Raw genomic sequence first — 25,471 nt, 5'->3', positions numbered from 1 at the left:
CACGATGCGCAGCCCGGCGCGCCCGACAGGCCGAATTTCGCACTCTCTCGCGCAATGCGCTGCGCTTCAACGAAAGCAGGACGTCACGTGACCCTGGACCCACGAATATTCCTTTTCGTCGTGTTCGGCCTGGCCCTGATCCTCGCTGCGCCGCTTGAACGGCGGCTGGGGCGGTACTGGCTTTCCGTTCCGATCGTCTATGTCGCGGCCGGGTATCTCATCTGGTCGCTGCCCCTTGGGCTGCCCGCGATCAACCCTGCCCGCGACGGCTTCGACGCGCTGACGCTGGAATATGTCACCGAATTTATCGTGATCGCATCGCTGATGGCTGCTGGGATTGCGATCGACCGTCCGGTGAGCTGGGTGAACTGGCGCCAGATCTGGCCTCTGCTGGCGATTGCAATGCCACTGACGGTGGCTGCGGTCGCCTTTCTCGGCTGGTGGGCGCTGGGCCTTGCACCGGCCAGCGCAATCCTGCTTGGCGCGGCACTTGCGCCGACCGATCCCGTTCTGGCGCGCAGCGTACAGGTAGGCCCGCCGGGCGAGGACCAGCGGCACGATCTCCGCTTCAGCCTGACGGCGGAGGCTGGTTTGAACGATGGGCTCGCGTTCCCTTTCACCTACCTCGCGATCGCGGCCGTGGGGATGACCGCACTGGGGGGCTGGACACTGGAATGGATCGCCCTCGACCTTGTCTGGCGGATCGCGGCGGGCATCGCCATGGGCTGGGTCGTCGGGCGAGCTGGCGCGTGGTTCGTGTTCGAGCGCGAGGCCGAGGCGCTGGCGGCTGAACTCGATAGCGACCAGCCCGCATATTCGACCAGCGAAGGTCTGATCGTTCTCGGGTCGCTCCTGCTCGCATATGGTGCGGCAGAGATCATCGGCGGCTACGGCTTCCTGGCCGTGTTCGTCGGTGCCGTGACCACGCGGCAGCGCGAAAACGCCAGCCGGTATCACAAGATCAGCCACCACTTCATCGATCAGATCGAACAGATCGTGCTGGTCGTGGTTCTGTTCGGCTTCGGCGCGATGCTTGCCAGCGGCGTGCTCGACGCGCTGACCTGGCCGGCGGCACTGGTCGGCCTGGCGCTGATCTTCGTCATCCGGCCCCTCGCCGGGCTCTGTGCGGAGAGTATTTCAAACCTGCCGCTCGCCGGAAAGCTGGCCGTCGCCTTCCTGGGCGTCCGCGGGATCGGTTCGATCTATTACATGGCCTACGGGCAATCGCATGCCGATTTCAGCGGGTTGAGCACGCTCTGGGCGACGGCCAGCTTCGTGATCCTGGTGTCGATCCTGGTGCACGGCATGGTCTCCGGCCCGCTCATTTCCCTTATCGAGCGGCGTGGGGCGCACATCCACGTCGGTACCGGCCCGGAAATGCTCGCCCTGTCGCCAGAGCCGACGGACAAACCGGGCGATTGACCGGGCTGAGGCGTATGAAAAAGGGCGACGGACCATTCAGTCCGCCGCCCTTTTCGATCATGGAAGCGCAGATCGCGCTCAGGATTTGGTAGCAGCCTTCTTCGCCGGAGCTTTCTTGGCGGATGCCTTCTTGGCCGGGGCCTTTTTGGCAGCAGGCTTCTTGTCCGCCGCCTTTGCATCGTCGGCCTTCGCCGGTGCGGCTTTCTTGGCCGGAGCCTTCTTGGCCGGCGCCTTCTTCGCAGCGGGCTTCTTGGCTGCGGCTTCGCTATCGTCCGCCTTCTTTGCAGGAGCTTTCTTGGCCGCAGGCTTTTTGGCAGGTGCCTTCTTCTTCGCAGCGGGCGTCGCCTCGGCTGCGTCCTCCTCCGCCTCGATAGCGGCCTCCAGCTCCTCGCGCGTCACTTCGCGGTCGGTGATGTCGGCTTTCTCGAACAGGAAATCGACCACTTTGTCTTCATAGAGCGGTGCACGAAGCTGGGCTGCGGCCATCGGGTCGGACTGGATATACTGCATGAACCGTTCGCGATCCTCGGCGCGATACTGCTGCGCCGCCTGCTGGATCAGCATGCTCATTTCCTGCTGACTGACCTCGACCCCGTTCTTCTGGCCGATTTCGCTCAGCAGCAGGCCCAGGCGCACGCGACGTTCGGCGATGCGGCGATAATCGTCCTTCTCGGATTCGATTTCCTTGAGCGCCTTGGCCGGGTCCTCGTCGCGCGAAGCTTCCTGCTGGAGCTGGGCCCAGATCTGTTCGAACTCCGCCTCGACCATCCCTTCGGGAACGTCGAAGTCGTGCCCGGCCGCGAGCTGATCCAGCAGCTGCCGCTTCATCTGCGTGCGGGTGAGGCCGCCGGTTTCCTGCTCCAGCTGGCCGCGCAACAGTTCCTTCAGCTTGTCGAGGCTTTCGAGGCCAAGGTTCTTGGCGAACTCGTCGTCGATCTTCGTGTCGCTCTCGACCTTCACCTGCTTAACGGTGACGGCGAACTGGGCTTCCTTGCCCGCAAGGTGTTCTGCCGGATAATCTTCGGGGAAGGTCACCGTAATGGTCTTCTCGTCGCCGGTCTTGGCGCCAGCGAGCTGCTCTTCGAAACCGGGGATGAACTGGCCCGCACCGATCACCAGCGGCGCGTCTTCGGCCTTGCCGCCTTCGAACTCGACGCCGTCGATCGAACCGGTGAAATCGATGATCAACTGGTCGCCATCGGCGGCTTTCTTGGTCTTGGCCGCGTCCTTGTAGCTCTTCTGCTGGCCGGCAATCCGCTCCAGCGCTTCGTCCACCGCAGCATCGCTGACGGGCACGGTCAGACGTTCGAGCGAAAGGCCGTCGGTTTCCGGCGTTTCAATCTGCGGCAGGATTTCCAGTTCGACGTCGAGGACGGCGTCCTTGCCCTGTTCGTATCCTTCGGCGAGTTCCACCTTGGGCTGCATCGCAGGCCGCAGGCTCTTCTCGCGAACGAGATCGTCGACCGATCCGCGAATCGCGTCGTTGACGACCTGTGCGTGGACGCTTTCGCCATGCATCTTGCGGATCAGGTTGGCGGGCACTTTGCCGGGGCGGAAGCCGGGCATCCGCACCTGCGGCGCGATCTTCTTCACCTCGGCATCGACGCGGGCCTCGATATCCTTGGCCGGAATGGTCACCTCGTAACCGCGCTTGAGGCCTTTGCTGGTGGTCTCTTTGATCTGCATGATGCGAACTTAAGCCTTTTCGAAATCACGTTTTATCGACGGGATGCCGGGGCGGAGGACTGGTGCGGGCGAAGGGACTCGAACCCCCACATCTTTCGATACTGGTACCTAAAACCAGCGCGTCTACCAGTTCCGCCACGCCCGCAACCCGAACGAAGCCGCGCGTGGGGAAACCCACACGAACAGGGGAGCGCCCTTAGAAGGGCGGGCCGAAAAGGGCAAGCGCCGCGATCATCGGAGTGCAGCGACGGAACGCAACGGGCCGCGATCACGTTTCTCCACCGAAACCATTGAGGATAATATCATGGCCACTCAACCCGATCCGGCCCCGGACACGATAGAACCCGCATCCCCGCCGGAGTCTCCGCCCGACAGCCCGCCGATGGAAGATCCCATGCGCGAGCCGGACGAAATCAGCCCCCCGTCGCCAGACACCGACGTGCCCGATCGCGGACCGATGGAGACCCCGCCGCCGCCCGATTGACCGGCCACGGCCCTGTCGCCGCGACTCGATTGAATATTGCCGCCGCCCCCGCACCGCATTAGGGCGCACCGAATGAGCGAAGAAAGCAAGACTGACACCCCGCCCGACCGGCTCTCGGTCAATCCGCGGAGCGAATTTTTCGATGCCGAGAAACTGCAACGCGGCGTTGGAATACGGTTCAAGGGGCGCGTCAGGACCGATATCGAAGAATATTCGGTGTCCGGCGGATGGGTCCGCGTCCAGGCCGGCAAGACGGTCGACCGCAAAGGGCAGCCGTTGACGCTCAGGCTCACCGGGCCGGTTGAGGCCTGGTACGAGGATCTGGGCGAAGACGCGCCTGTCGCGCGCGCCTGACCGATCAGTTGCTGTACCGGGCCACCGCGCGCGCTATCGGATCGGCCTGAGCGACAGCGGAAACCTCTTTCCGCTTGGGCATGGCCTTGCGCTGCGGCAATGCCTGAACGCGCCCGCTGGTGGGAGCCGATGCCGACTGCCGGGTCATTGGCGCGGGGGTCATATCTGCAAACGCCGTCAGGAAGGCGCGTGAGGGTGGCCCTGCTGGAGGCTGGTGCGATTCTGCCACCGGGCTCCCCGATTCGGGCTGGCGCGCCGGCGCGCGGGCAAGGCGCTGCGCGGGCAAATTCGGTTTTTCGGAATAGATGAATCCATGCACGGGCCAGGGAGTCGTTCCCAGGCCCTCGATCGGATCGTACCAGACGCGGACCTGGCTCCAGTCGTTGTTCGGAGAGACGTCGATTGCCTTGACGTTGCGCTCGATCTGTCCGCGCCGGCCATTGATCGGGGACCAGTTCGCGTGATCGAGCAGGACGGTGCGCCGGTCGATCACCCGGCTCACAGTCGCGACATGGCCCAGGCGCATACTGCCATGCGGCTCGAACGCCATGACGGCACCGATGCGCGGCTCGTTCCCCCGTGCGTAGCGCCCCTCTGCCTGGCCCCACCAGGTGTGCGCATCGCCGTAGATCTGCACACCCGAAAGCTGCCGCGCGTAGGGCACGCATTGCAGATAAGGCGGCAATTCCTTGCCGTCTCCAGCCCCGATACGGGGTTCGAACGATGCGCTCGCATCGGCATATACCGGCGCAGAAAGCGCGCATAAGCCGGTCGCAGCACAAATCAGGAAAACTGTCCTCATGCGGCAAGGACTTGCCGGTTCGTCCTTAAAGTGGTGCTGCGCGATATGGTTAACGGACATTAACCATTGCTCCGCGGCGCTTGCCAAGTGCAACGATAGCCGCCACCTGCCCTATCGTATGACCCGAAAGCCCCACGTCATCATCATCGGCCGGCCGAATGTCGGCAAGTCGACGCTGTTCAATCGCCTCGTCGGCAAGAAGCTGGCGCTGGTCGATGACCAGCCCGGCGTGACCCGCGACCGGCGGCTGGGCGATGCCGTCATCGCAGGGCTGGAATTCACGATTGTCGATACCGCAGGGTGGGAAGACGACGATCCCGAAACCCTGCCCGGTCGCATGCGCCGGCAAACGGAAGTCAGCCTGGAAGGCGCCGATGCGGCATTGTTCGTGATCGACGCGCGCGCCGGGCTGACGCCGCTGGACGAGGAAATCGCACGCTGGCTGCGCAGCCAGACATTGCCGATCGTACCGGTGGCGAACAAGGCCGAAGGCAAGATGGGCGAAGCGGGCGTGCTGGAGGCATGGTCCCTCGGCTTCGGCGAACCGGTGCCGCTGTCAGCCGAACATGGCGAAGGGGTGGCGGACCTGTTCCGCGCGCTCTGGCCCATCATCGGCGACACGGCTGAAGGGCCGGAAGCCGAAGCGGACAGCGAAACCGTCGACGATCAGGAAATCGACGGCGACGAGGCGGAGAGCGTGGACGAATCGGACCTCGGACCGCTCAAGCTCGCGATCGTGGGCCGACCCAACGCGGGCAAATCGACGCTGATAAATCGCCTTCTCGGCGAAGATCGACTGCTCACCGGCCCGGAAGCCGGGATCACCCGCGATTCGATTGCGGTCGATTGGCACTGGACCGATCCAGCGAGCGGAACCGAGCGCGAAATTCGCCTGATCGACACCGCCGGTATGCGCAAGAAAGCCCGCGTCACCGAAAAGCTGGAACGATTGAGCGTTGCCGATGCGCGGCGCGCGGTCGATTTTGCCGAAGTCGTGGTCCTCCTGCTCGACGCGACGAAGGGGCTGGAACACCAGGACCTGAAAATCGCCGACATGGTGCTGCAGGAAGGGCGCGCGCTCATGGTTGCGATCAACAAGTGGGATATCGCGGAAAATGCGTCGTCCCTGTTCAACGGCATCCGCGGTGCGCTGGACGAAGGTCTATCGCAGGTTCGCGGGTTACCGCTGTTCGCAGTCAGCGCCCGCACCGGCAAGGGGCTCGACACGATGCTGACCGCCGCGTTCGAGCTTCGCGCAAGCTGGTCCAAGCGGGTGCCGACGGCAGCGCTCAACCGCTGGTTCGACGATGCGCTGGAAGCCAATCCGCCGCCTGCGCCGAAGGGCAAGCGGATCAAGCTGCGCTATATCACCCAGTCCAGCACGCGCCCGCCCCGCTTCGTGGTGTTCGGGACGAGGCTCGATATGTTGCCGAAGAGCTACGAACGCTATCTCGTCAACGGGATCCGCCGCGAACTGGGCTTCGATGCAGTCCCAGTGCGGGTGGTGCTCAAGAGCCCGAAAAATCCGTATAAGAGCGGCTGATGATCGACCTGCTTTCTTCCAGCGGCAGCCTGGCGATCGAAATGCTCGAACGCACCGCCAGCACCCCGCAAGTGCAGCAAATGGTGCAGCTCTCGCTTGCTCCTGCCTTCCTGCTGGGCGGTATTGGCGCAATCATGAACGTCATGATGTCCCGCATGATCTGGATCGCCGAACGGATCGAACGGATCGAGCGGAGGATCGAAGACGAGAAAGCGGGCGAGGTCGAGATCAGCGAGCTTCCCTGGCTCGGCCAGCGTCGTCGGCACGCGCAAAAGGCTGTCGTGTTTTCCACCGCGTCCGCCGCTGTGATCAGCGTTGTTATCGGCCTGCTGTTCATCAGCGCCTATATCGAACCGCAGATCGGGACGATCACGGCAATCGCATGGGTTTTGACGATGGTGCTGCTTATCATCGGCCTGGGCTTCTTCCTGCTCGAAACCCGCCTGGCCGCCCGCGGCGTGCGCCCCCCGCACCGAAGGAGGCGTTGAGGCAACCCCGGCTGCGCGCCGGGGCGCCCTGAGATCAGTCTTCGTCGCCGGCGGGCTTGCTTTGCAGCTGAACGTAGTTCTGCAGGCCCATCCGCTCGATCATGTCGAATTGCGTTTCGAGGAAATCGACATGCTCTTCCTCACTTTCGAGGATGCGTTCGAATATCTCGCGGCTGACGTAATCGCGCACGCTTTCGCTGTGTTCGATGGCATCGCGCAGCAGCGGGATCGCTTCCTGCTCCATCGCGAGGTCGGCCTTGAGGATTTCCTCGACCGTTTCGCCTACCTTCAGCTTGTGGATCGCCTGGAAGTTCGGCAGCCCGTTCAGGAACAGGATGCGTTCGGCGAGAATGTCGGCATGCTTCATCTCGTCGATCGATTCATGCCGTTCATATTCGGCCAGCCGCTCGACGCCCCAGTCCTTCAGCACCCTGTAGTGCAGCCAGTACTGGTTGATTGCGGTCAGTTCGTTGGTGAGCGCCTTGTTCAGGAACTCTATGACTTTCGCGTCGCCTTTCACGGGGCGTCTCCATCAATCCGAAATGCGCGGCAATCTATGCGCGCCGGGGCACCATAGATCAAGGGCGATGGGCCAAAAAATGGCGGAATTCCGCCATTTGCGAGCGATTAGCGTTAGCTTGGGAAATCAGGCGGCGCAGGCCGGAAGGAAGGCCATTTCCCGCTCTTCAGCCAGGACGTCTTCCGCATCGTCGAGGCACTGGCCGCAATTGGGGCGCTTGCCCAATGCCGCATAAACCGCTTCCGCATCGCCCGGACAACGCCGCGCCGTACGGCGCAGGTCGCTTTCCCTAATGGCATTGCAGATGCAGATGTACATTTCAGCTCCTGCGAGTGATTCGCAGAGGCCAATTTATGCGAAGTCCTCGCAATAGCAAGCCCTGTCAGCGCTTCAGTGGAAAGATCCGACCATAAGTCAGGCAACGCCACAGCCATTCGAGCGGGCCATAGCGAAATCGGTCGAGCCACGGCTTCGACCAGGCAAGCATCAGGACCCAGGCGGCCAGCACGACAATATACAGTTCCGGCCGGTTCAATTCGCCGTAAAGCCCCCCTGCCCAGCCGTGGAAGACGAGCATCATCACGATCGACGTGCCGAGATAGTTGGTAAAGGCGGCTCTGCCCGCCGCCGCCAGGCGCACGGCCAGCCAGCCGCCTGCCTGCGCGCCCCACAGGGCAAGCAATGCCGCGAGCCCGAGCACCATCGCCAGTCGCGGCAGAGGGGAAAAGCTGACCATGGCCGCGAGCGTTCCATAATAGGTAAACCCCGTGGCCTTGACCCAAAGCGCAATCGGCAGGGTCAACAGGCCGCCGCCGATCAGTCCGATCCAGCCCCAGCGTCGCTGGCGGTGAGAGTCGAAGCCGCCACTGAACAGACCGAGCCGGTAGAGCGCCATGCCCACGAGCATTAATGGCAGCGTCTCCATCAGCCACAGCATGATGTAGAACGACAGGTCGCTGGCATGTTCGGTCACGTTGTTGGCGACGAAATCGCCATAGCGGCCGTCCGATATGATCTCCAGCTCTTGGCGACCATCCTGTAACTCGGTTTCTTTCTCCCGTTCGAGATCGGCGCGCATTTCGGCGAATGCGGCTTGCTCGCCCAGTTCGGTGTCCGCCACGAAATAGGCCGGACCGATCATCGCCAGATAGAGCAGTGCGCCGACCAGATAGCCGACAAGACCGACGATCAGCTGCGTCTTGATCGTCCATCTCAAGCACAGCACCGCGACAAGCCCGCAGACGGCATAGGAAAACAGGATGTCGCCGCGCCAGATCAGAAAGAAATGCGCCAGTCCGAACAGGCCCAGCCACAGCAAGCGGCGCACCTGAAGCCAGCGTGATCCGCCGCGTGCCCAGACCCTTTCCATGAACAGGAAAAGACCTGCACCGAACAGCAGGGTGAATAGCCCGCGCATCTTGCCGTCGATCAGCACGAACTGCGCGACCCACATCCAGTTCGAGGTTTCGCCATGCGGCACCGCGAAGGCACCCGGATACATGTAGGCGGCAAAAGGCTGGCCGAAGGCGACGATATTGGCCGCCAGAATGCCCAAGACCGCAATGCCGCGAATGAAATCGAGGCTGGCGATCCGCTCCCCTTCCTTCGCAGGTGCGGCAGCAGCCTGATCGGGTGCATGCGCCCCGGCGGTGCCCTGTTCGTTCGCCATCGATGCGTTCCCCTCAACCAACCGGTTCACGGCATATAGCGCGCAGTCGCCTGCGAAACAGCACAATCGCGCGGCGGCTGTTCCGTCAGCGGGGAGGAACGAGCGCTAGCGCGCCACCAGACAAGCGTGGCCGCGCGCCTTCAAAGTCGCGCAGGCAGCCTGAGCGTCCCCGCGACTGGCGAAGCCGCCCGCCTGCAGCTTGGTCAGCCGCCCCGTCGGAACGAGAATCTTCGCCTTTCCAGCCAGCGCGGCCTCCCCGGAAAGATTGCGCCACATGCGCTCTGCATTCCCGGACACCGAAAATGCGCCCAGCTGGACCCGCCAGACGCCCTGAGGCGTTGGTTCGGGCGCTGACTGCGCCGGCGGAGACGGTGGCGGCGATGCCGCTGCGGAGGTTGCCGCAGACTGGCTGGGCGCCGCCTGGGGCGGTGCGGCGACAGGGCGAGCGAAGTCCGCGCCAGCTTGCGCAGGCGTGCTCGTGCCGGTCACACGGCTCGCCTCCTCGATCGCAGCCTGGGCGGAGGCGACCGAGGGGGAAATGCCCGTGTTCGGGATCGATGCAGGCACGCGGCCTGACGTAGCGGGGACGGCAGGGGGCTGCACCTGACGCGGTGCCGGTGGCGGCGTTACGGCCGCCGTTTCTCCACCCAGCGCCAGATCCGCAGCGGCCAGCTGCTGCGCGCGCGCAGCATCGCTTTCCCGCTTGAGCGACTGGGCCAGAGCCTGAGCTTCCTGCCGGTCGGTCAGCGAGATGTAATCGTCCATCTGCTGGATCGCAGGCCCCGCCTGAGGCAGACCGGCAGCATTGGCGAGCGTGAGCAGGGCGTAAGCGCGGACCCAATCCTTCTCCACCATGTCGCCGTTGAAGTGCGCGATACCCAGCAGATACTGCGCGCGCGGATCGCCGCGGTCGGACGCCGCAGTCACATATGGCAACGCCTCTTCCCGGCGGCCGGACTGAAACAGCATCAACCCCAAGTTTTCCGCGGCCTTGATATGACCCTGCGCCGCCGCCTTAGCATAGAACACTTCCGCCTGGGCCGGGTCGCTTTCGACCTCGCGACCTAGGCGATAGGCCTGCCCCAGGTTGAACTGGGCGTCAGCGTCCCCCTCCCGCGCAGGCTCGCGCCATTCCTGCACTGCGACGGCGAAGTCTCCGCGGCTCCACGCGTCGACACCGGCCTTGACGTCCGCCAGCGCGGGCGCAGCCGCCCCGGCGAGTGCGAACACTGCGGCAAATGTCTGCAATCTGTGTGCGATCTTCATGATCGGCGGGTCCTCGATTTCCAGTGATGAGAGCCTGACATAGTGAACAGTCCGTTAGCAAAGGGTTTCTAACCGTCCGCACTCGTATTGCGAGGGCGCCTCTCTACCATCGTTAACCCTAAATTAGGGGTATCCTGCGATCTGCATAGCCGACCCGCTTTTACGCGGCGGACAGGACAGGAACAGTAGGGGGACCAAGCCTGTGCGAGTATTGGCATTGGCGTCACAAAAGGGGGGATCGGGCAAAACGACGCTGTCCGGTCACCTGGCCGTGCAGGCGCAACGCGCCGGCGCCGGGCCGGTCGTGCTTATCGACATCGACCCGCAGGGCTCCCTCGCCGATTGGTGGAATGAACGCGAGGCCGAATATCCGGCGTTCGCGCAAACGACAGTCGCCCGCTTGGCCAGCGATCTTCAGATATTGCGCCAGCAGGGCTTCAAACTGGCCGTGATCGACACGCCGCCGGCGATTACAATGGCCATCCAGTCGGTTATCGGCGTTGCGGAGCTGATCGTGGTGCCGACGCGCCCCAGCCCGCACGATCTGCGCGCGGTCGGCGCGACCGTCGACCTATGCGAGCGCGCCGGCAAGCCGCTCGTCTTCGTCGTCAATGCCGCCACCCCGAAAGCCAAGATCACGTCCGAAGCTGCGGTCGCGCTGAGCCAGCACGGTACCGTCGCGCCGATCACCCTGCATCAGCGGACCGACTATGCCGCATCGATGATCGATGGCCGCACGGTGATGGAAGTCGATCCCGACAGCCGCAGCGCCGCCGAAGTCACGGCCCTATGGAATTACGTCGCCGACCGTCTCGAAAAGAATTTCCGCCGCACCGTATTCGCGGCCCCGAACACGGTTTCGCCGGCCGCCGGGGTCTATCGTCCTGCCGGGGGCTTCGGCCGCCGGGTGGCGCAGTAGGACCGCGAACGAGCCATGAGCGATACCAACTTCGCCTCCCTCAATTCTTCGCTGCTTGCCCGCAAGGGGGGCGCACGACCGGCCATGCGGCCGCAGTCCGCACTGATCACGGGTCAGAGCGCGGCAGCCGAACGGATCGAGGATCTGGGTTGGAACGATATGGGTGCCGAGAGCGGTGAAGAACCGCGCGAGGCGGAGGTTCTGCAGCTTACGCCCGCCCCGGCCAATCCGGCGACAGCGGCCCAATCGCGCGAGATCGACCATGAGGCCAAGGACCAGCTTGGCACGCCCGAGCCGGCAAAGGCCGACAATGTCGAGGTCGAGCCCAAACCCGCCGGCCCGCAAGAATCGCCGGTCCACAGACAGCAGGCCGAAGCGGCCAAGCGCCTGGGCGCGACGATCGAGACGGCCACACCGCCGGCACCTCGCCGGTCGGCGCTGGCGCGCGGGAAGCGCGCCGCCTTCACGCTGCGGCTGGATGCGGAACGGCACCTCAAGCTGCGGCTGGCCTGCACGATGCGCAACCGCAGCGCACAGCAGATTGTCACCGAAGCGCTGGATACCATGCTGGCTACGATGCCCGAACTCGATGATCTTGCCGCTAGGATCGAGCGGAAGCGATGAACGTGGGGAAAGCTCTATGACCCGGACCGCCAAGACCAATCGCCTCGTCGCGCTCGCGCTGACCAGCGCCCTTGCGACCACAGCCCTTACCGGTTGCACGACCAAGTCCGCGCCCCGCGCCGACCTGTCCGCCAACAAGGCGCAGACGGCGCTGGAAAAGGGGCAGGAAGATGCTGCGGTCGCCCATGCGGAAGCCGCAGTCCGGGCCGAACCGCGGAACCAGCAGTATCGCGCAGTCCTGGGCGCGGCCTATCTCAAGGCCGGTCGGTTCCAGTCGGCCGCCACGAGTTTTCAGGATGCGATGTCGCTCGGTGACAACTCGCCGCGCACCGCGCTTAGCTATGTCCTCGCCGAAATCGCCGTAGGCAATTATCCGAAGGCAATTGCCGTGCTCGACGATTGGCGCGACGACCTCGATCCCGCCGATCTCGGGCTTGCGCTCGCCCTTGCCGGGCAGCCCGATCGCGGTGCGAACGTGCTCGCCAACGCCCTGCGCGGCGGCCTGAACACTGCGAAAGTGCGGCAGAACCTCGCCTATGCCTACGCCCTGCAGGGCAATTGGCGTGCCGCGCGCCTGATGGCGGCGGAAGATGTTCCTTCGGACGAGATCGATCAGCGGATCGGCGAATGGGCCAAGGCCGTCCAGCCCGAAATGTATCAAGCGCGGGTCGCCCATCTGCTGGGTGCACCAGTGGTGAACGATCCCGGTCAGCCGGTCGCGCTGGCGCTTAACAACAATCCCGGCTCCGAACAGCTTGCTGCCGAGGCGGCCGCGCTTGCCCCCCAATCCGGCGAGCTTGCACCGGTGCGGGCATCCGATGCCTACGCAGCTTACACTCCTGCCGATACAGCAGCCGAATTGCCCGCCGCGGAGCCTGCACCGCAGCTTGCGGTCGCCCCGCCGCAGGTCGAGGCCCCGAAAGACGTGCAAAGCGCCTTTGCCGCACCGGCACCCGCGGGTGCCACGCCAGCCCAGATTACCGAAAGCGTGATCGCGTTCATTTCGGAACCGGTCGTGCAGAAAATGCCCGCGCGGTACGGCGTGGAAGCTTCCGCGCGCAGCACGGCGCGAGCTGCAAGCGAGAAGGCGGCTGCGCCTTTCGACGGCGCAAACGGCAAGCATCTGGTCCAGCTGGGGTCGTTCTCCAGCCGCGAGGGCGCGCGCCGCGCCTGGGGCGTTTACGCGCGTACCTATCCGAACCTCGATCGCTATCGCATGGTCATCACCGAGGCGCGCGTTCGCGGGAAGACCTATTACCGCGTATCGGCGGGTGGACTTCAGTCCGCTGAAGCCCGGACGATGTGTTCGACGGTAAAGGCGCGCGGCGAAGGCTGCATCACATGGGCCGAAGGCCGGCCGCTGCCCGGTGCGATCGCCGGCAATGTCCGCATGGCGCGTCGCTGACGATCGACTGCCCGCGCACGCTTTGACGAAACGGCTAGGGCGCGATCCCGCCCTTGAACAAGGCCAGCACGCGGCCCTGCGCCGGCTGCCCGTCGAACGGTGTATTGCCCGCGGTCGCTTCCATCTTGCGCCGGTCGACGACCCAGGGCTTTTCGGGGTCGATCAAGGCCACATCGCCTTCGAAACCTTCGCGCAGCTCTCCCGCTGATACCCCCAGCAACCGCGCCGGGGCGCGTGCCAGCAGATCGAAGGCCCGCGGAAAATCGATCACACCGTCGCGAACGAGCGTCAGCGTCATCGCCAGGAGTGTTTCGGCGCCCGCCATGCCCGGCTCGGCATCGGCAAACGGCAGCCGCTTGTCCTCCGGCCCGCGCGGATCATGGCCGGATGCGATGACATCGATCGTGCCGTCTCCGATCGCCTCGATCACCGCCTGACGATCACCCTCGCACCGCAACGGCGGGGAAAGGCGGGCAAACGTGCGGAAATCCGCAGTTGCGAGATCCGACAGCATGAAGTGAGGCGGAGTGACACCCGCAGTCACCGTCACACCGCGGGCTTTCGCCGCACGCACGATATCCAGCGCCGCGCGAGTGGTGACCTGGCGAAAATGCAGCCGGGCGCCGCTCAGTTCGGCCAGCGCGATGTCGCGAGCGACGGCAAGCGCCTCCGCTTCGGCAGGTGCGGCGGGCAGGCCGAGGCGTGTCGCGACCTCCCCCGCGGTCGCCGCCGCCGATCCGACGAGCGCGCCGTCCTCCGCATGGGCGACCACGACCAGGTCGAGCATCGCCGCATATTGCATCAGCCGCAGCATGACGCCGGAATCGGCGATCCAGCGGCGGCCCGTGGCAATTCCGCGCGCGCCCGCTTCCTTCATCAGCGCCAGTTCGGCAAGCTCGCGCCCTTCCAGCCCGCGTGTCGCCGCGGCAAGCGGATGGACCCAGAAATCCGGCTTCCCGCTTTTCGCCAGATGTGAAACCCGGCTGGGCAGATCGAGCGGCGGCGCCTGGTCGGGCATCAGGGCAGCGCGTGCGATGCCGCCGAAGTGGAACGCCGGCTTGTCAATCGCGAACACGCCGAAATCGACCAGAGCCGGGGCGATCAGGGCGCCGCCGGCGTCGATCGTCTCGTCGCCATCCTGCGGCTCCGCCTCGCCAACGGCTGCGATGGTTCCATCGACAATGCGCAGAGCGCCGGGGCGCATCCCGTCAGGCAGGACCAGCCTGCCGCCGGTCACCGTGATCGGCCGCGCCTGCTTCATGTCCACTGCCCGTCGTTCCAGCCCGGCACCGCCCGCGCGCGCCGCGTCAGTACGTCGAGACAAGCCATACGGATCGCGACCCCCATTTCGACCTGGCGGGTAATGATCGACCGGTCGATCATGTCGGCCACGTCGCTGTCGATTTCCACCCCGCGGTTCATCGGCCCTGGATGCATGACCAGCGCGTCGGGCGCGCGCCGCTCCAGCCGCTCGCGGGTAAGGCCGTAGAGATGATGGTATTCGCGGGGCGACGGGATGAACTGACCGCTCATTCGTTCGGTCTGCAATCGCAGCATCATCGCCACATCGGCCCCGTCGAGCGCGGCATCGAAATCGTGATACGCCGCAACGCCCATCGCCTCGACTTCCGCAGGCATCAGCGCAGGCGGCGCACAAAGGCGCACGGAGGCACCGAGCGCCTGCAGGCAAAGCGCGTTGGAACGCGCGACCCGGCTGTGCAGGATATCGCCGCAGATCGTCACGGTCAGGCCGGTAAAATCCTCGCTCCCCTCGCCCCGATCTTCCAGCGCGTGACGCAGCGCGAGAGCATCGAGCAGGGCCTGCGTGGGATGTTCGTGCTGCCCATCGCCGGCATTGAGCACCGGGCAATCGACCTTGCTGGCGATCAAATCGACCGCGCCGCTCGATCCGTGCCGGATGACGATAGCATCGGCCCGCATGGCGTTGAGCGTGATCGCGGTGTCGATCAGCGTTTCGCCCTTCTTCACGCTCGATTGCGCGGCGTGCATGTTGACCACATCGGCACCCAGCCGCTTTCCGGCGATTTCGAAACTCAGCAATGTCCGGGTGGAGTTTTCGAAGAATGCATTGATGATCGTCAGGCCGGCCAGCTCATCGCAGTGCTTGTCCGCCTGGCGGTTGAATTCGACCCAGCGCTCCGCCTCTGCCAGCAGAAACAGGATTTCGTGCCGTTCCAGTTGCGCAATGCCCGTGAGGTCGCGGTGCGGAAATGCCCGCGCCCCCGCTGGAAAGCGGCCCGGTGTGTCGTGAGTGCCCGTCGATGCCATCGAAGCGATGCCCTTAGGGTGCGCAAGCAATGCTGGCAATGGTTTCGCGTCGCCACCATCCCCTTCGTCGAGCTGTATGGCCCGCTCGCGCCCTTTCGGCTGGATCGCGGGGCCAGGTCGGACTAGGTTGCCAGATACGTGAATTTATTCGGGATTGTTCGAACTATGGGTTTTGCAGGCAAGGTCTGGCGGCTGCTGGTTGGGATCAAGGATGGCCTGAGCCTCGTCTTCCTGCTCCTGTTCTTCATGGCGCTCTACGCCATCCTCACCGCCCGGCCCAGCCCGGCCCAGGTTCGCGAAGGGGCCCTGCTGCTGCAACTCGATGGCGTGGTGGTGGAGGAGAAAGCTCCGATCGATCCGCTCGGCGTGCTGCTTTCCGGCGAACCGCCAATCGGCGAATATCAGTCGCGCGATCTGGTCCGCGCGATCGACGAAGCAGCGGAAGACGACCGCATCAAGGCGATCGTCCTCGATCTGACCTCGTTCCTCGGCGGCGGCCAGGTTCACCTCCAGGATATCGGTGCCGCGCTCGACCGCGCGCGCGTAGCGGAAAAGCCGGTGCTGACCTACGCGCTGTTCTATGGCGACGATGCAATGCTGCTGGCCTCCCACGCGAGCGAGGTGTGGGTCGATCCGATGGGCGGCGCGGTCATCGCCGGCCCGGGTGGATCGAATCTTTATTTCGGCGAGCTGCTGGAAAACCTGAACGTCAATGCGCGAATCTACAAGGTCGGCGAATACAAGTCCGCGGTAGAGCCTTATTCGCGCAGCGGCATGTCGCCCGAAGCGCGGGAAAACTATCAGGCGCTGTATGGCGCGCTGTGGGAAGAATGGCAGGCCAACGTCAAGAAGGCGCGCCCCCAGCTTCAACTCGACCGGATCACGCAAAGCCCCGCCGAATGGATTGCCGAGAGCGAAGGCGACCTCGGCACTGCGGCAATGGATGCCGGTCTTGTCGACACGCTGGGCGACAAGACCGAATTCGGCGAGCGCGTGGCGGAACTCGCGGGTCCCGATCCGGTTGACGACACCCCCGGCGCGTTCGCGCATACCGAATACGCCCCGTGGCTGGCCGAGATCGAGCCCGATCAGCCAGGCAAGGCAATCGGCGTCGTCACCATTGCCGGTCAGATCGTTGACGGTGACGCCGGCCCCGGAACCGCTGGCGGCGACCGTATCCGCGACCTGTTGCTGGATGCGCTGGACGAAGATCTGGCGGCACTGGTGGTGCGGGTCGATTCGCCCGGCGGATCGGTCACCGCGTCGGAGGAAATCCGCCGGGCCATCCTGCGGCACAAGGCAAACGACATCCCGATCGTGGTTTCGATGGCCAACGTCGCCGCCAGCGGCGGATACTGGGTGTCGACTCCCGCAGACCGGATCTTCGCCGAACCGGAAACGATTACCGGTTCGATCGGTATCTTTGCGGTTATCCCGACGTTCGAAGATGCCGCCGCGAACTGGGGCGTCTATGCCGATGGCGTGCGCACCACGCCGCTTTCGGGCCAGCCGGACCTGATCGGCGGGTTCACTCCCGAAATCGAGGCCATTCTGCAGAATTCAATCGAGGACGGGTATCGCGATTTCCTCACCCGCGTCGCCGAATCGCGCAATCTGTCGACAGAGCGAGTCGACGCAATCGGCCAGGGCCGCGTGTGGGATGGTGGAACCGCGCGCCAGATCGGCCTGGTCGATCAGTACGGCGGATTGCAGGACGCACTAGCCTGGGCCGCAACACAGGCCGAACTGGAAGATGGCGACTGGCATGTCGAATATCTCGGCACCGATACGCAGCCTTACGATTCGCTGATTCGCCAGATGATCGCGGGGGAAAGTGCACGCAGCGGCGGCGACTTGTTCGCCACGGTCGCCCGCGCGGAACAGGCGCGGCTCGCCCAGGCAGGCAACACGCTCGACCGGTTGCTGTCGGCGCAGGGAATGCAGGCCTATTGCCTCGAATGCCCGCCATCGGCGACCCAGCGAACCGCGGCGGCAAGCGGGCGCGGTTGGCTGGCACGGATTGCGACGCTGCTCGACTAGCGGAGCGTAGTAACGGCGTTTCACGCGCCGCTTGCCAATCCCGTCGCTGCATGGCAAAGGCGCGCCCCTGCCGTGGAGGCGGCCTTGTCGAAAGGCCTTCCGGCGGGCGCGTAGCTCAGTGGTAGAGCACACCCTTCACACGGGTGGGGTCGCAAGTTCAATCCTTGCCGCGCCCACCATGATTTCAAGCACTTAGCTCGCTCAACGATCCGCCGTATGAAATGCGTATGAAATACGCGGCTGTGGATCACTTTTGTAGCCAGAGTAGCTCGGCTCGGCCAATCTCGTGACGGTGAATCCACCGTCGCGATTCGCTTCGTAATCAACATTTCCCTGCAGGCCGGAGGCGCTTCAGGCGAATCGACCAAACGGCAGTTGGCGGATGATGCTGGAGGCGGCAGTTTCCTGGGCATTGGCCCTCGAAATTTGCTGTGGACCGGAGTCAAGTCACCGGTGTTCTGGCTGGTCGGGGTCCTTTTTTCAGGACTGCCCCAGACCGAACTGAGCTCAAGTCTCATCGATTGATTGGACACATCTGAGTTGGTCCAGAATTATCAGATGGGGTGGTCAACCCGAAGCAAACAACTCGTTGCGGCATCCGATTCTGCAAAAAGGATTATATCATTCGGTCGTAAAAACGACGGTAAGCACATCCGAATAGCGACCAGCGGGATACGATCCCGGCGGCACCTCAACTTCTACCGCGAAAGTCCTTCCCGCAAAGGAAGATCCGATCCGCCTTCCGGCCCTATCGGACAGGTTTATCAGCTGGCCTCCTCCGCTCACACGGTAAGGGATCGATGTCGGCGCCGTTTCATGGGCCAGTTCGCCGCGATTGGCAGAAGACACCGCGACATTGACGCGGCTGTTGCTCCGAATATCGAAAGCCACATCCTTACGCGCCCCGCCGCTCAGCTCTCCAAGATCAATCAGAGCTACCGTGGAACCGTTCGCAAAATCTGGCGCGTCGATCCGAAGACGGGCAGCAACGGGAGCGATAATGGTCACTGGCCGCTCGTCTACCAATGTCGAGCTTGCGCCGTCTTCCCGATAAAGCCGAAGGATGAATTGGCCATCGAAGGTCCCGCTTTCGACGAACTGCAGTGGGGGAATATAGATGCTCAACAAGGCGGCGGCCATGCTTTCGCCCGGTCCGAACGCTCCCTGGATACGCGAACTCGGCGTGCCTTCGAGGCTCCCAGAAATAATCGACGGACCGGTAGTTTCGCGCAGGACATCATATTCAAGTTGCGCGGTGCCGTTGGCCAATACCGCACGGCCGCCCGACGACACGGGCGTTGCGGTCAGGATAAAGTTACACGCTCCTCCGGTATGCTGCACAAGGATCTCGATGGATTCATATGCGATGGTTTCATCGAAAACATCGTAACCGCGCCCATACGGCCCATCCCAATCGACATTGCTTTCCCCCGCGATGGCCAACGCGCATTCGCTTTCGGGGTCGGAGAGCAACATGTCGTTCTGAGCCAAGGCGCCGCTGGGCAGCAGCGATAAGATCCAAACGGCGATTAGCAGTGACGGGCGCTTCATCGATCTTCTCCTGGTGTCAGGGACATACTTGATTGTGCGTTGGGAGCGGGACGGATGACGTCGTCGGTCGAAACAAGGCCCAGGGCATCGTTCGGCACTTCGATCCGGTAGACGCCATTTTCTCCGGGCAGCGTTATTTCGATTTCATCCCCTGGCTCGATATCATCGATATAGAAGCGACCGTTGCGGTTGGTGAATATGTTCTGCGGTTCACCGTCGTCTTGCCGTCCCGCGACGCGATAGGTGCCAACCGCAAGGTCTACCGGGTTGCCCTCGATGTCGACAAGATTGCCGATTATCGCAACGCCGCCCGTTTCTTCCAGAGCGATCGAGTAGCCTGACCGGTAATCGGGATTGAGGACGAACAGGTTGTTCGCAACGCTCGAGACTTGCGAAGCATCCTCGGAATCGACGCGGATTACGCGGTTATAATACGGCGTCATATTATTGACGACCGCAGCACCGAGACCGCCGCTTCGGGCGATATAGCGGCTTTCCACGCTTCCCAGGCGGGTCTGGGGGTCCACGGCGATGTCGCCGCCTTCACCTGTGAAGATGGCGAAGCTGTTGCTCACCGGTCGCGACAGCGCGAAGTGGCCATCGGCCATGACGAGAGCGGTACCTAGCCTGAATTCGGTAACAAGAGATGCGTCTGCGTCGTCGGTGAGATAATTGTTGGCAAACTGCTGAACTCCCGCTTCGAACCTGTTCCCCACATAGCCAAGCCGAAGGCTTTCCCGGTCGCGCCGATCGGTTCGCTCTACAGTTCCTCCGGCCGTAATGGCGCCTATTCCGTAGGGCTCGATCCTGGTGAACTGGGCGCGCATTGAATTTTCTTCAGTGGAATAGCTGCCGAGCACCGACGTCTTGCCGAAACTGGTAGTGAATGAAATCTGCCCGACCAGACCACTGCTATCACCATCCCTGCGGTATTCGAGCGAACCGCCAAGTTGGAAGCGCCCGAAACTGCCCGTCAGACTTAGCCCGACCGAATAGCTCGTCGGGATATCGGGGTGATAGGTTTCATAGCCGGCGAAAAGCTGTGCCCTTATGGTGTCTTTGACATACTGGCCGACACGAATGCGGGCCTGCGTCTGAATCAGGTTATCGCCAAAAATCTGGTCCAGCGTCCGGTACTCCCGACCGGAGAGTTGTACGAAGGCATCGATCGTCCGGTCTCGATCGCGATCCGCGTCGCGCCATCGGTATTGTAGGGTCACCAGCCCGCTATCGGGGCCTGGGTTCCGAATATCGTTGCCGGCATTGAGGGCGAAGGTTCCGATCGGAGAGGCCCAAATGGCTTCGACACCGAGCGTCACGAATGTCTCGTCAGCCTCAACGCTCGCTCCTCCGGTGAGGGTCTCCGTCAGACCTTGCCGATAGTAGGCGAGGATATTGTAATTGCCGAAGTCGTAGTCCCGACGGCCATTCTGTACGGTGTAGGGTACTCCCACATTGACGCCAAAATCCCGGATCCCCTCGTCCAGCAGTTCAAAGTCGTAGAACGCCGGAAAAAGCAATTCTTCCACCCGGCCGCTGGGATAAGTCACCAGAAGCCGGATATCGTTGATAGCCGAAGGGATAAGCGAGAAGTCTTGCAGGCGGTATCTGCCCGAGGGAAGGTCGATTGTCCGGAGCGGAAGGTTGTTGACAAAAACTTCGACGCGGGCACCCTGTTCGAGCTCGAAGTCCCTGCTCGTGACCGGCCGGTAATTGAGGTAGGGGTTGATGGAGAACTTCCGGAATGCCGCCGCGCCCGCGATACGGGGCGAGCCCTGAAAGGGTCTCCTGCCGATGCTGAGATCGCCGACTTCATATCGGACCAGGGAGTCTCGATCGTCATAGCTGAGCAAAACGTCGTTTCGCCGCCAGCGCCGCTCTGTCCGGCGATCGTCGAAGTCGATTTCGCCTTCCAGAACAAATGGCCCGAACCTAAGCGCTGCATCAAGATCGATCGCCCTCCTGTCGACACCGGGATTTCGAACTCTCGAGTCTTCTAGAAGGTCGATACCTGCCCGGATGTTGAGATAGCCCGAAATGTGCGCCCTCTCCACATGGTCGAGGCTGCCCTGGCGGGCCCGAGCGCGCAGATTGATCAGTTGCCGGTTTCTCATCTGAGGCGGTAGACCAACCTCCAACACCAGTCGCTGCCGGTCGAACGCTACATCCAGCCCGCTCGCTCTGAGGGAGGCAAACGAGACCTGTTCGGAGGCTCCGAAACCTTCAAATCGCGCCACCATTTCGGGAATGAGATTGGGGGTGATCATCGTTTCGATGAATTGGCCCTCGATCCAGCCTCCGCCGGCTTGCGGTTCAGGGGGCTGCAAGCGGAAGGTCCCCACATTGATTCCGTTCAGGCGGACGACATATTCATCGCTTGCCAGCACCGGACGATCGGAGCCAAAAACTTCGCGATAAATGTCATCGATGGAACGATTGTCGACCGGTTCATCGGATGGGCCTGTACCGCTCTCGCCCTCCGCAGTGTCTTCCCGAGACCCGCCGGTTTGCTGACTTCCTATCGCCGTAGCGCCGGGGTCCGCACTGTTGCTGTTCGCCTGGTAAAGGGTGGTGACCACTGCCTCTGGCCCGACCAGGCTGTCTATTACATTGCTGTAGGGAAGACGTACTCCGGCAGACGTCGCTGTTGAGTACAACCCGGTGGAGAGCAGGAGCAGCGTACAAAAGGCGGATCGCTTGCTCATCGATCCGCCTCACTGAAGAATCAGCAGACGTGCATCGAGCGATGCCTCCACTTCTCCGAAAGGGATGCTTTCGGGCCAGGACACACGGATCTGGCGATGATTGCCGGCAAGTATATTCAAGCCTTCGAGCGGGCCGAGTTCTTCTCCAGAGAGAGTCGCTGTACTCCCTCCTCCGCTGACTGTGAGGCGCGGGCTCTGAAGAATGGCGCGCATATTACCCTCGCTAGCGATGTCGAGCTCCAGAAAGCGTTCTCCATCTGTCTCGATCGGGTTGGCATCGAGGAGGCGGAAGGCCGGTTTGCGCTGAGGCGGGACCACGTAGAGCGCCGCTTCGTAGCGATAACGCATCGACACTTGAGCACTGAGATCGCCGCGTTCTTCCTTTTTCAATCGGATCGGCAACTGCTCGGTCACTACGCGGTAGGTTCGCTCGCGCTGGACATCCTGAGGCCCAACGTAGCGTACCTTGAAAGTTTGGCTGGAACCTGGGGCTATCACCATCTGAGGTGGCGTCAGGAGGATGTCGTCCAGCTCCTCCTCTCGCTCTTCGCTTCCGTCAACTTTCTGCTCTCGGCGGTACACAGCCACCTCGATCGCAATGGGAACCTCGTGAGTGTTCGTGATGGTCATCGACTGCACCGAGCCATTGCCCGAAGGCGCCAGCTGAACCACGATTGGTTCGAGCTCATAGGCGTGGACCACACTCGGAGCCATGCAAACAAGCAGCAGCGCCAGATTGGTTTGCAAGGATCTGCCAGCGTTCTTCATCGGAGCCCCCCGAGGAATCCATCTGTGAAGCGAAATGGGTCCGGGGCGATGGATTGCCCCGGACCCGGTCAACCGCATCAGCGTCAGAGCTGGGCAGTTACGGCGATGGTCAGGGTATCTTCATAGGTACCGGCCACCGCGTATTCCGCCAGCGAACCGAACTGCAGATCCATATTCCCCGAACGGACGCCGCCATTCGTCAGAATATTGGCCCAGTTCGTTTCGGTTACGATGGTCTGGGGGCTGCCGGCCATCACAGCGGAATTCACAGTCCCGAAGCCGCCAAAGGTGGCTTCAACATCATAGTCGATCAGGACCGAACCGCCGCTTTCCTGGTGCTCCATGCCACCATTCGCGGATTCGAGCGTAACGATGTACGGCGAGTTGCAGGAGAACGCGACAATCAGAAAGCCCTGGTTGTTCGTATCGAGCATGTCGACATTGTAACTCCCGGTTCCTTCCGGGGTTATGTCGCACACACTCGCAACTGAACCGCTTAGGGCGATTTCAAAGCTTTCGCTGTCTTGGGCCGCAGCCGGGACAGCGAATAGAGCTGCAGGAATCGCAGCGGCGACGAGAAGGTTCATTTTAGACATCTTCAATCTCCATTCCTTTGCTAAGTATACGCGGAACGGATTGCGCTCGAATAATAGGATAATGCCCATCCCTGTTCCACGATCATGAAGTTGTCGTAGATCGGGAAATTATCCTATCCGGGAAAACGGCCTGTGCTTCTCGCCCGGGTATTAACATAGGTAAAACTAACCAGCTTACCGTCACAGCAACACGAAATTAATGTCATGTTTACAATTATTTAATTACCCACATTGCACTCCGAACTGACCCAATCGTGGAATCGATTTTGACTCTTCGATCAATCTTCTGTTAATAATAAAACTTCGCGCAGACTGATTCGCATAAGAAATCGGGGGTCGCCTGCTCAGTAGTCTCGGAATACTTCGAGATAGTTTGGAGGCGCAATTGACTTATCACTCATGCTTTTCTCTCACACTGCGAGAGCACGAGATTGTCGAGCGTTCCGCTTTGGGGTTTTCTGCAAAGGAAATTGCGCAGCAGCTTTCGATCGCTCCACGCACCGTTGAACGGCATCTCGAAAACTGCCGATTGAAGCTTCATGCTCGAAATCGAACACATCTCGTTGCCATCTGCATGGCGGGCGGAATGGTGCAAATGAAGATGGCGAGTATGGAGCAACTCGTCAGCCTGTAACGGAATCCGCATAAACAGTTGTGCGGACTTCGATTCTGATCCTTACCCCAAGACGACCTCAGAAGGATGCTTCGAGCGGAAGAAATAGATGGGCAACAATTGGGGCGTTTCGGCTTTTCTGGCGATCGCGCAACCGACCAACCATCTTGATGTCGATGCCCGCGAGGCACTGGTGCAGGCGCTCAACGACTACTCGGGAGCCGTGATCCTGATCAGCCACGATCGCCACATGATGGAACTCAGTCTTCTTCCTGCGCTGCCTTCCAGGCTCCCATTGAGCCAAGGTAGACTTCCACGTTTGCTACTCCGTTGCTTTTGAGCCACCCTGACGCAATCGTTGCGCGCATCCCGCTAGCGCACATAAGCGTGTAGCGGCGCGAAGGATCGAGTTCCCGCCAGCGTTCATTGAGCTCGCCCACGTAGATATGCTGCGAGCCCTCGATCGCGTTCTCGGCACGTTCGTCAGCGTCGCGGACATCGAGCAGGGTCCAGTCTGCATGGTCCTCGGCGAGCCGTCGCTTGACGGTCTCGGTGTCGATCATCGGGATCTGCTGCATCTGCTTACCCGATGCAGCCGCGGGGACGACGCCGACATAGCCGCCCAGCACGTTGTCGAGCGCGATTCGCACGAGGTGTTCCATCGCCTTCTCCAGCTGATCGTGGGCAGAGCCGATGAGCGCGATAGTTTCGCCCTCGCGAATGAACCAGCCAGCAAAGGCAGGGATCATGTCGACCGGCAGATTGATGCTGCTCGGAAGATGGCCTGAGGCATAGGCCAGCGGCTCGCGGACATCGACCAGACGATCGGCGCTGCAACCTGCAAGTTGATCGAGAGTGAGCGGAGCGGGACGAAGGCTTCGGGGCGCCGGCGTGCCCCCAACCAGATTTAACCGCTCCATCAATCGGAAGTATGGCGGCTGGTAGTGGTTTTCGTGGACCTTGCGATCGATGAAAGCTGCACGATCGTCTAGCTGCAGGAGCGGATTGTTTCGGCGTTCGTGTCCTATCGTTGAAAATTCCCGGTCTGCCATGCCCGATCCGCACACCGAGCCGGCTCCATGCGCGGGATAGACAATGGCCTGGTCTCCCAGACTGCAGATCTTGCGCAGAGAATCGAACAAGAGGCCGGAAACCTCCCGTTTCCTGTCGGGGTAGAAATCGGTGCGGCCCACGTCGCCGATGAACAAGGCGTCGCCGGTGAATACTCCGACGGCGCCTTCAGGATACTTGCTGTCGTAGAGCACATAGGCGACGTGATCGAACGTGTGGCCAGGCGTCTCAAGCACCTCGATCTCTAGCGAACCAATCTTGTGCCTGTCGCCCTCGCGGGTCGTCTGGGCGTAGAGGACCTCACCATCAGCGTTCGGTCCATGGAGAACCGCTGCGCCCGTCAGTTCCGCCAGCACAGGTGCGCCCGAGACGAAATCCTCATTCCGATGGGTTTCGAGGATGTGCGTTATCTCAAGGCCCTCGGCACGCGCCTTCTCGAGATAGACTTCACAATCTCGCCGGGGATCGACGACCGCCGCTTTGCCGTCAGCCCCGACCAGGTAAGAAAGATGCGACAAGCCCGGCGTCTTGATCTTCTCGAGAATCATAAGGCCTCCATACTGTCCTGACGCAACGGAGTATTGCATCGGGCGGTTCCGCAGGTTGAGTGGTGAGTACCGCGTAAACCCGCTGTGCGCGGAGCTCTTGACCTTTCT

At 62.4% G+C, this 25,471-nt stretch carries 23 protein-coding genes and 2 tRNA genes; 11 read left to right on the top strand and 14 right to left on the bottom strand.

Annotated features, from left to right (window positions below; all coding sequences use genetic code 11):
- Positions 1–87 precede the first annotated feature (87 nt).
- A complete protein-coding gene (locus tag AM2010_RS01630) occupies positions 88–1,422 on the top strand; it encodes a cation:proton antiporter (RefSeq protein WP_236699386.1) in 1,335 nt (444 codons plus the stop codon).
- Between the two features lie 78 nt (positions 1,423–1,500).
- Here AM2010_RS01630 and tig read toward each other — a convergent pair whose 3' ends face one another.
- Both tig and AM2010_RS01620 read right to left on the bottom strand, forming a co-directional pair.
- A complete protein-coding gene (gene tig, locus AM2010_RS01625; protein WP_047805589.1) occupies positions 1,501–3,108 on the bottom strand; it encodes a trigger factor in 1,608 nt (535 codons plus the stop codon).
- A 60-nt stretch (positions 3,109–3,168) separates the two neighbouring features.
- Positions 3,169–3,253: transfer RNA gene (locus AM2010_RS01620), tRNA-Leu, on the bottom strand.
- 159 nt (positions 3,254–3,412) lie between these two features.
- Here AM2010_RS01620 and AM2010_RS01615 point away from each other — a divergent pair.
- Entirely contained in the window at positions 3,413–3,592 is a 180-nt protein-coding gene (locus AM2010_RS01615) for a hypothetical protein (RefSeq protein ID WP_047807601.1), read from the top strand.
- A 72-nt stretch (positions 3,593–3,664) separates the two neighbouring features.
- Positions 3,665–3,946: a DUF3297 family protein gene (locus tag AM2010_RS01610; RefSeq protein ID WP_047805588.1), complete on the top strand. Its 282-nt coding sequence runs from the start codon at positions 3,665–3,667 to the stop codon at positions 3,944–3,946.
- A gap of 4 nt (positions 3,947–3,950) precedes the next feature.
- Here the strand turns inward: AM2010_RS01610 and AM2010_RS01605 are convergent, their stop codons facing one another.
- Positions 3,951–4,748: a CHAP domain-containing protein gene (locus AM2010_RS01605; RefSeq protein WP_047805587.1), complete on the bottom strand. Its 798-nt coding sequence runs from the start codon at positions 4,746–4,748 to the stop codon at positions 3,951–3,953.
- A gap of 118 nt (positions 4,749–4,866) precedes the next feature.
- Here AM2010_RS01605 and der point away from each other — a divergent pair, with 118 nt between their 5' ends.
- Together der and AM2010_RS01595 are read left to right on the top strand one after the other, a co-directional pair.
- The gene (der, locus tag AM2010_RS01600) at positions 4,867–6,291 is read left to right on the top strand and encodes a ribosome biogenesis GTPase Der (protein ID WP_047805586.1); all 1,425 of its coding nucleotides are present in this window, start codon (positions 4,867–4,869) and stop codon (positions 6,289–6,291) included.
- Positions 6,291–6,779: a DUF2721 domain-containing protein gene (locus AM2010_RS01595; protein WP_047805585.1), complete on the top strand. Its 489-nt coding sequence runs from the start codon at positions 6,291–6,293 to the stop codon at positions 6,777–6,779. Before der ends, AM2010_RS01595 begins: the two co-directional genes overlap by 1 nt.
- Before the next feature lie 34 nt (positions 6,780–6,813).
- Here the strand turns inward: AM2010_RS01595 and bfr are convergent, their stop codons facing one another.
- The 4 genes from bfr to AM2010_RS01575 all read right to left on the bottom strand — a co-directional run bounded on the left by bfr (position 6,814) and on the right by AM2010_RS01575 (position 10,234).
- The gene (gene bfr, locus AM2010_RS01590; RefSeq protein ID WP_047805584.1) at positions 6,814–7,299 is read right to left on the bottom strand and encodes a bacterioferritin; all 486 of its coding nucleotides are present in this window, start codon (positions 7,297–7,299) and stop codon (positions 6,814–6,816) included.
- A 126-nt stretch (positions 7,300–7,425) separates the two neighbouring features.
- Positions 7,426–7,617 (bottom strand): (2Fe-2S)-binding protein, encoded by a 192-nt coding sequence (locus AM2010_RS01585; RefSeq protein WP_047805583.1) that lies wholly within the window; start codon positions 7,615–7,617, stop codon positions 7,426–7,428.
- 64 nt (positions 7,618–7,681) lie between these two features.
- Positions 7,682–8,968: a DUF418 domain-containing protein gene (locus AM2010_RS01580; protein WP_053043850.1), complete on the bottom strand. Its 1,287-nt coding sequence runs from the start codon at positions 8,966–8,968 to the stop codon at positions 7,682–7,684.
- Between the two features lie 105 nt (positions 8,969–9,073).
- A complete protein-coding gene (locus AM2010_RS01575) occupies positions 9,074–10,234 on the bottom strand; it encodes an SPOR domain-containing protein (RefSeq protein ID WP_047805582.1) in 1,161 nt (386 codons plus the stop codon).
- A gap of 202 nt (positions 10,235–10,436) precedes the next feature.
- Between AM2010_RS01575 and AM2010_RS01570 the strand changes: the two genes are divergently transcribed.
- From AM2010_RS01570 to AM2010_RS01560, 3 genes are read left to right on the top strand one after another with little or no spacing between them, the layout of a single operon-like run.
- Complete coding sequence (locus AM2010_RS01570; protein ID WP_047805581.1) at positions 10,437–11,153, top strand: ParA family protein; 717 nt, start codon at positions 10,437–10,439, stop codon at positions 11,151–11,153.
- A 15-nt stretch (positions 11,154–11,168) separates the two neighbouring features.
- Complete coding sequence (locus tag AM2010_RS01565; RefSeq protein WP_047805580.1) at positions 11,169–11,777, top strand: hypothetical protein; 609 nt, start codon at positions 11,169–11,171, stop codon at positions 11,775–11,777.
- A 16-nt stretch (positions 11,778–11,793) separates the two neighbouring features.
- On the top strand, positions 11,794–13,182 hold the full coding sequence (locus AM2010_RS01560; protein ID WP_047805579.1) for an SPOR domain-containing protein: 1,389 nt from the start codon (positions 11,794–11,796) through the stop codon (positions 13,180–13,182).
- A gap of 34 nt (positions 13,183–13,216) precedes the next feature.
- Here AM2010_RS01560 and AM2010_RS01555 read toward each other — a convergent pair whose 3' ends face one another.
- Both AM2010_RS01555 and AM2010_RS01550 read right to left on the bottom strand, forming a co-directional pair.
- Positions 13,217–14,443 carry a dihydroorotase gene (locus AM2010_RS01555; protein ID WP_047805578.1) on the bottom strand — a complete coding sequence of 409 codons (1,227 nt, stop codon included), beginning with the start codon at positions 14,441–14,443 and terminating at the stop codon, positions 13,217–13,219.
- Complete coding sequence (locus AM2010_RS01550) at positions 14,440–15,471, bottom strand: aspartate carbamoyltransferase catalytic subunit (protein WP_047805577.1); 1,032 nt, start codon at positions 15,469–15,471, stop codon at positions 14,440–14,442. The genes AM2010_RS01555 and AM2010_RS01550 overlap by 4 nt, the downstream gene beginning before the upstream one ends.
- 165 nt (positions 15,472–15,636) lie before the next feature.
- Between AM2010_RS01550 and sppA the strand changes: the two genes are divergently transcribed.
- Together sppA and AM2010_RS01540 are read left to right on the top strand one after the other, a co-directional pair.
- Positions 15,637–17,511: a signal peptide peptidase SppA gene (sppA, locus tag AM2010_RS01545; protein ID WP_047805576.1), complete on the top strand. Its 1,875-nt coding sequence runs from the start codon at positions 15,637–15,639 to the stop codon at positions 17,509–17,511.
- A 104-nt stretch (positions 17,512–17,615) separates the two neighbouring features.
- Positions 17,616–17,690, top strand: a tRNA-Val gene (locus AM2010_RS01540).
- Between the two features lie 442 nt (positions 17,691–18,132).
- Here AM2010_RS01540 and AM2010_RS01535 read toward each other — a convergent pair.
- The 4 genes from AM2010_RS01535 to AM2010_RS01520 all read right to left on the bottom strand — a co-directional run bounded on the left by AM2010_RS01535 (position 18,133) and on the right by AM2010_RS01520 (position 23,131).
- A complete protein-coding gene (locus AM2010_RS01535) occupies positions 18,133–19,062 on the bottom strand; it encodes a hypothetical protein (RefSeq protein ID WP_047805575.1) in 930 nt (309 codons plus the stop codon).
- A complete protein-coding gene (locus AM2010_RS01530) occupies positions 19,059–21,767 on the bottom strand; it encodes a fimbria/pilus outer membrane usher protein (RefSeq protein ID WP_150115211.1) in 2,709 nt (902 codons plus the stop codon). Before AM2010_RS01530 ends, AM2010_RS01535 begins: the two co-directional genes overlap by 4 nt.
- A 9-nt stretch (positions 21,768–21,776) precedes the next feature.
- Positions 21,777–22,535, bottom strand: a complete 759-nt coding sequence (locus tag AM2010_RS01525) for a fimbrial biogenesis chaperone (RefSeq protein ID WP_047805573.1) — start codon at positions 22,533–22,535, stop codon at positions 21,777–21,779.
- Between the two features lie 83 nt (positions 22,536–22,618).
- On the bottom strand, positions 22,619–23,131 hold the full coding sequence (locus AM2010_RS01520; RefSeq protein WP_150115210.1) for a hypothetical protein: 513 nt from the start codon (positions 23,129–23,131) through the stop codon (positions 22,619–22,621).
- A gap of 373 nt (positions 23,132–23,504) precedes the next feature.
- Here AM2010_RS01520 and AM2010_RS13920 point away from each other — a divergent pair, with 373 nt between their 5' ends.
- Positions 23,505–23,765, top strand: coding sequence for a response regulator transcription factor (locus AM2010_RS13920; protein ID WP_338047412.1), 261 nt, complete (start codon positions 23,505–23,507; stop codon positions 23,763–23,765).
- Between the two features lie 239 nt (positions 23,766–24,004).
- Here the strand turns inward: AM2010_RS13920 and AM2010_RS01515 are convergent, their stop codons facing one another.
- Positions 24,005–25,363: an MBL fold metallo-hydrolase gene (locus AM2010_RS01515; RefSeq protein WP_047805571.1), complete on the bottom strand. Its 1,359-nt coding sequence runs from the start codon at positions 25,361–25,363 to the stop codon at positions 24,005–24,007.
- Positions 25,364–25,471: the final 108 nt, after the last annotated feature.

Source organism: Pelagerythrobacter marensis, assembly GCF_001028625.1.
Taxonomy (GTDB): domain Bacteria; phylum Pseudomonadota; class Alphaproteobacteria; order Sphingomonadales; family Sphingomonadaceae; genus Pelagerythrobacter; species Pelagerythrobacter marensis.
This window is presented reverse-complemented; position numbering and strand designations above follow the sequence as displayed.

What these genes read in the sequence shown, in the direction of transcription:
- AM2010_RS01530 (WP_150115211.1), bottom strand. Translation starts at nt 21,767, where the DNA reads ATGAGCAAGCGATCCGCCTTTTGTACGCTGCTCCTGCTCTCCACCGGG.
- der (WP_047805586.1), top strand. Translation starts at nt 4,867, where the DNA reads ATGACCCGAAAGCCCCACGTCATCATCATCGGCCGGCCGAATGTCGGC.
- AM2010_RS01580 (WP_053043850.1), bottom strand. Translation starts at nt 8,968, where the DNA reads ATGGCGAACGAACAGGGCACCGCCGGGGCGCATGCACCCGATCAGGCT.
- AM2010_RS01565 (WP_047805580.1), top strand. Translation starts at nt 11,169, where the DNA reads ATGAGCGATACCAACTTCGCCTCCCTCAATTCTTCGCTGCTTGCCCGC.
- AM2010_RS01555 (WP_047805578.1), bottom strand. Translation starts at nt 14,443, where the DNA reads ATGAAGCAGGCGCGGCCGATCACGGTGACCGGCGGCAGGCTGGTCCTG.
- AM2010_RS01575 (WP_047805582.1), bottom strand. Translation starts at nt 10,234, where the DNA reads ATGAAGATCGCACACAGATTGCAGACATTTGCCGCAGTGTTCGCACTC.
- AM2010_RS01515 (WP_047805571.1), bottom strand. Translation starts at nt 25,363, where the DNA reads ATGATTCTCGAGAAGATCAAGACGCCGGGCTTGTCGCATCTTTCTTAC.
- AM2010_RS01595 (WP_047805585.1), top strand. Translation starts at nt 6,291, where the DNA reads ATGATCGACCTGCTTTCTTCCAGCGGCAGCCTGGCGATCGAAATGCTC.
- AM2010_RS01525 (WP_047805573.1), bottom strand. Translation starts at nt 22,535, where the DNA reads ATGAAGAACGCTGGCAGATCCTTGCAAACCAATCTGGCGCTGCTGCTT.
- AM2010_RS01605 (WP_047805587.1), bottom strand. Translation starts at nt 4,748, where the DNA reads ATGAGGACAGTTTTCCTGATTTGTGCTGCGACCGGCTTATGCGCGCTT.
- AM2010_RS01560 (WP_047805579.1), top strand. Translation starts at nt 11,794, where the DNA reads ATGACCCGGACCGCCAAGACCAATCGCCTCGTCGCGCTCGCGCTGACC.
- AM2010_RS01535 (WP_047805575.1), bottom strand. Translation starts at nt 19,062, where the DNA reads ATGAAGCGCCCGTCACTGCTAATCGCCGTTTGGATCTTATCGCTGCTG.
- AM2010_RS01585 (WP_047805583.1), bottom strand. Translation starts at nt 7,617, where the DNA reads ATGTACATCTGCATCTGCAATGCCATTAGGGAAAGCGACCTGCGCCGT.
- AM2010_RS01615 (WP_047807601.1), top strand. Translation starts at nt 3,413, where the DNA reads ATGGCCACTCAACCCGATCCGGCCCCGGACACGATAGAACCCGCATCC.
- AM2010_RS01610 (WP_047805588.1), top strand. Translation starts at nt 3,665, where the DNA reads ATGAGCGAAGAAAGCAAGACTGACACCCCGCCCGACCGGCTCTCGGTC.
- AM2010_RS01550 (WP_047805577.1), bottom strand. Translation starts at nt 15,471, where the DNA reads ATGGCATCGACGGGCACTCACGACACACCGGGCCGCTTTCCAGCGGGG.
- sppA (WP_047805576.1), top strand. Translation starts at nt 15,637, where the DNA reads ATGGGTTTTGCAGGCAAGGTCTGGCGGCTGCTGGTTGGGATCAAGGAT.
- tig (WP_047805589.1), bottom strand. Translation starts at nt 3,108, where the DNA reads ATGCAGATCAAAGAGACCACCAGCAAAGGCCTCAAGCGCGGTTACGAG.
- AM2010_RS01520 (WP_150115210.1), bottom strand. Translation starts at nt 23,131, where the DNA reads ATGTCTAAAATGAACCTTCTCGTCGCCGCTGCGATTCCTGCAGCTCTA.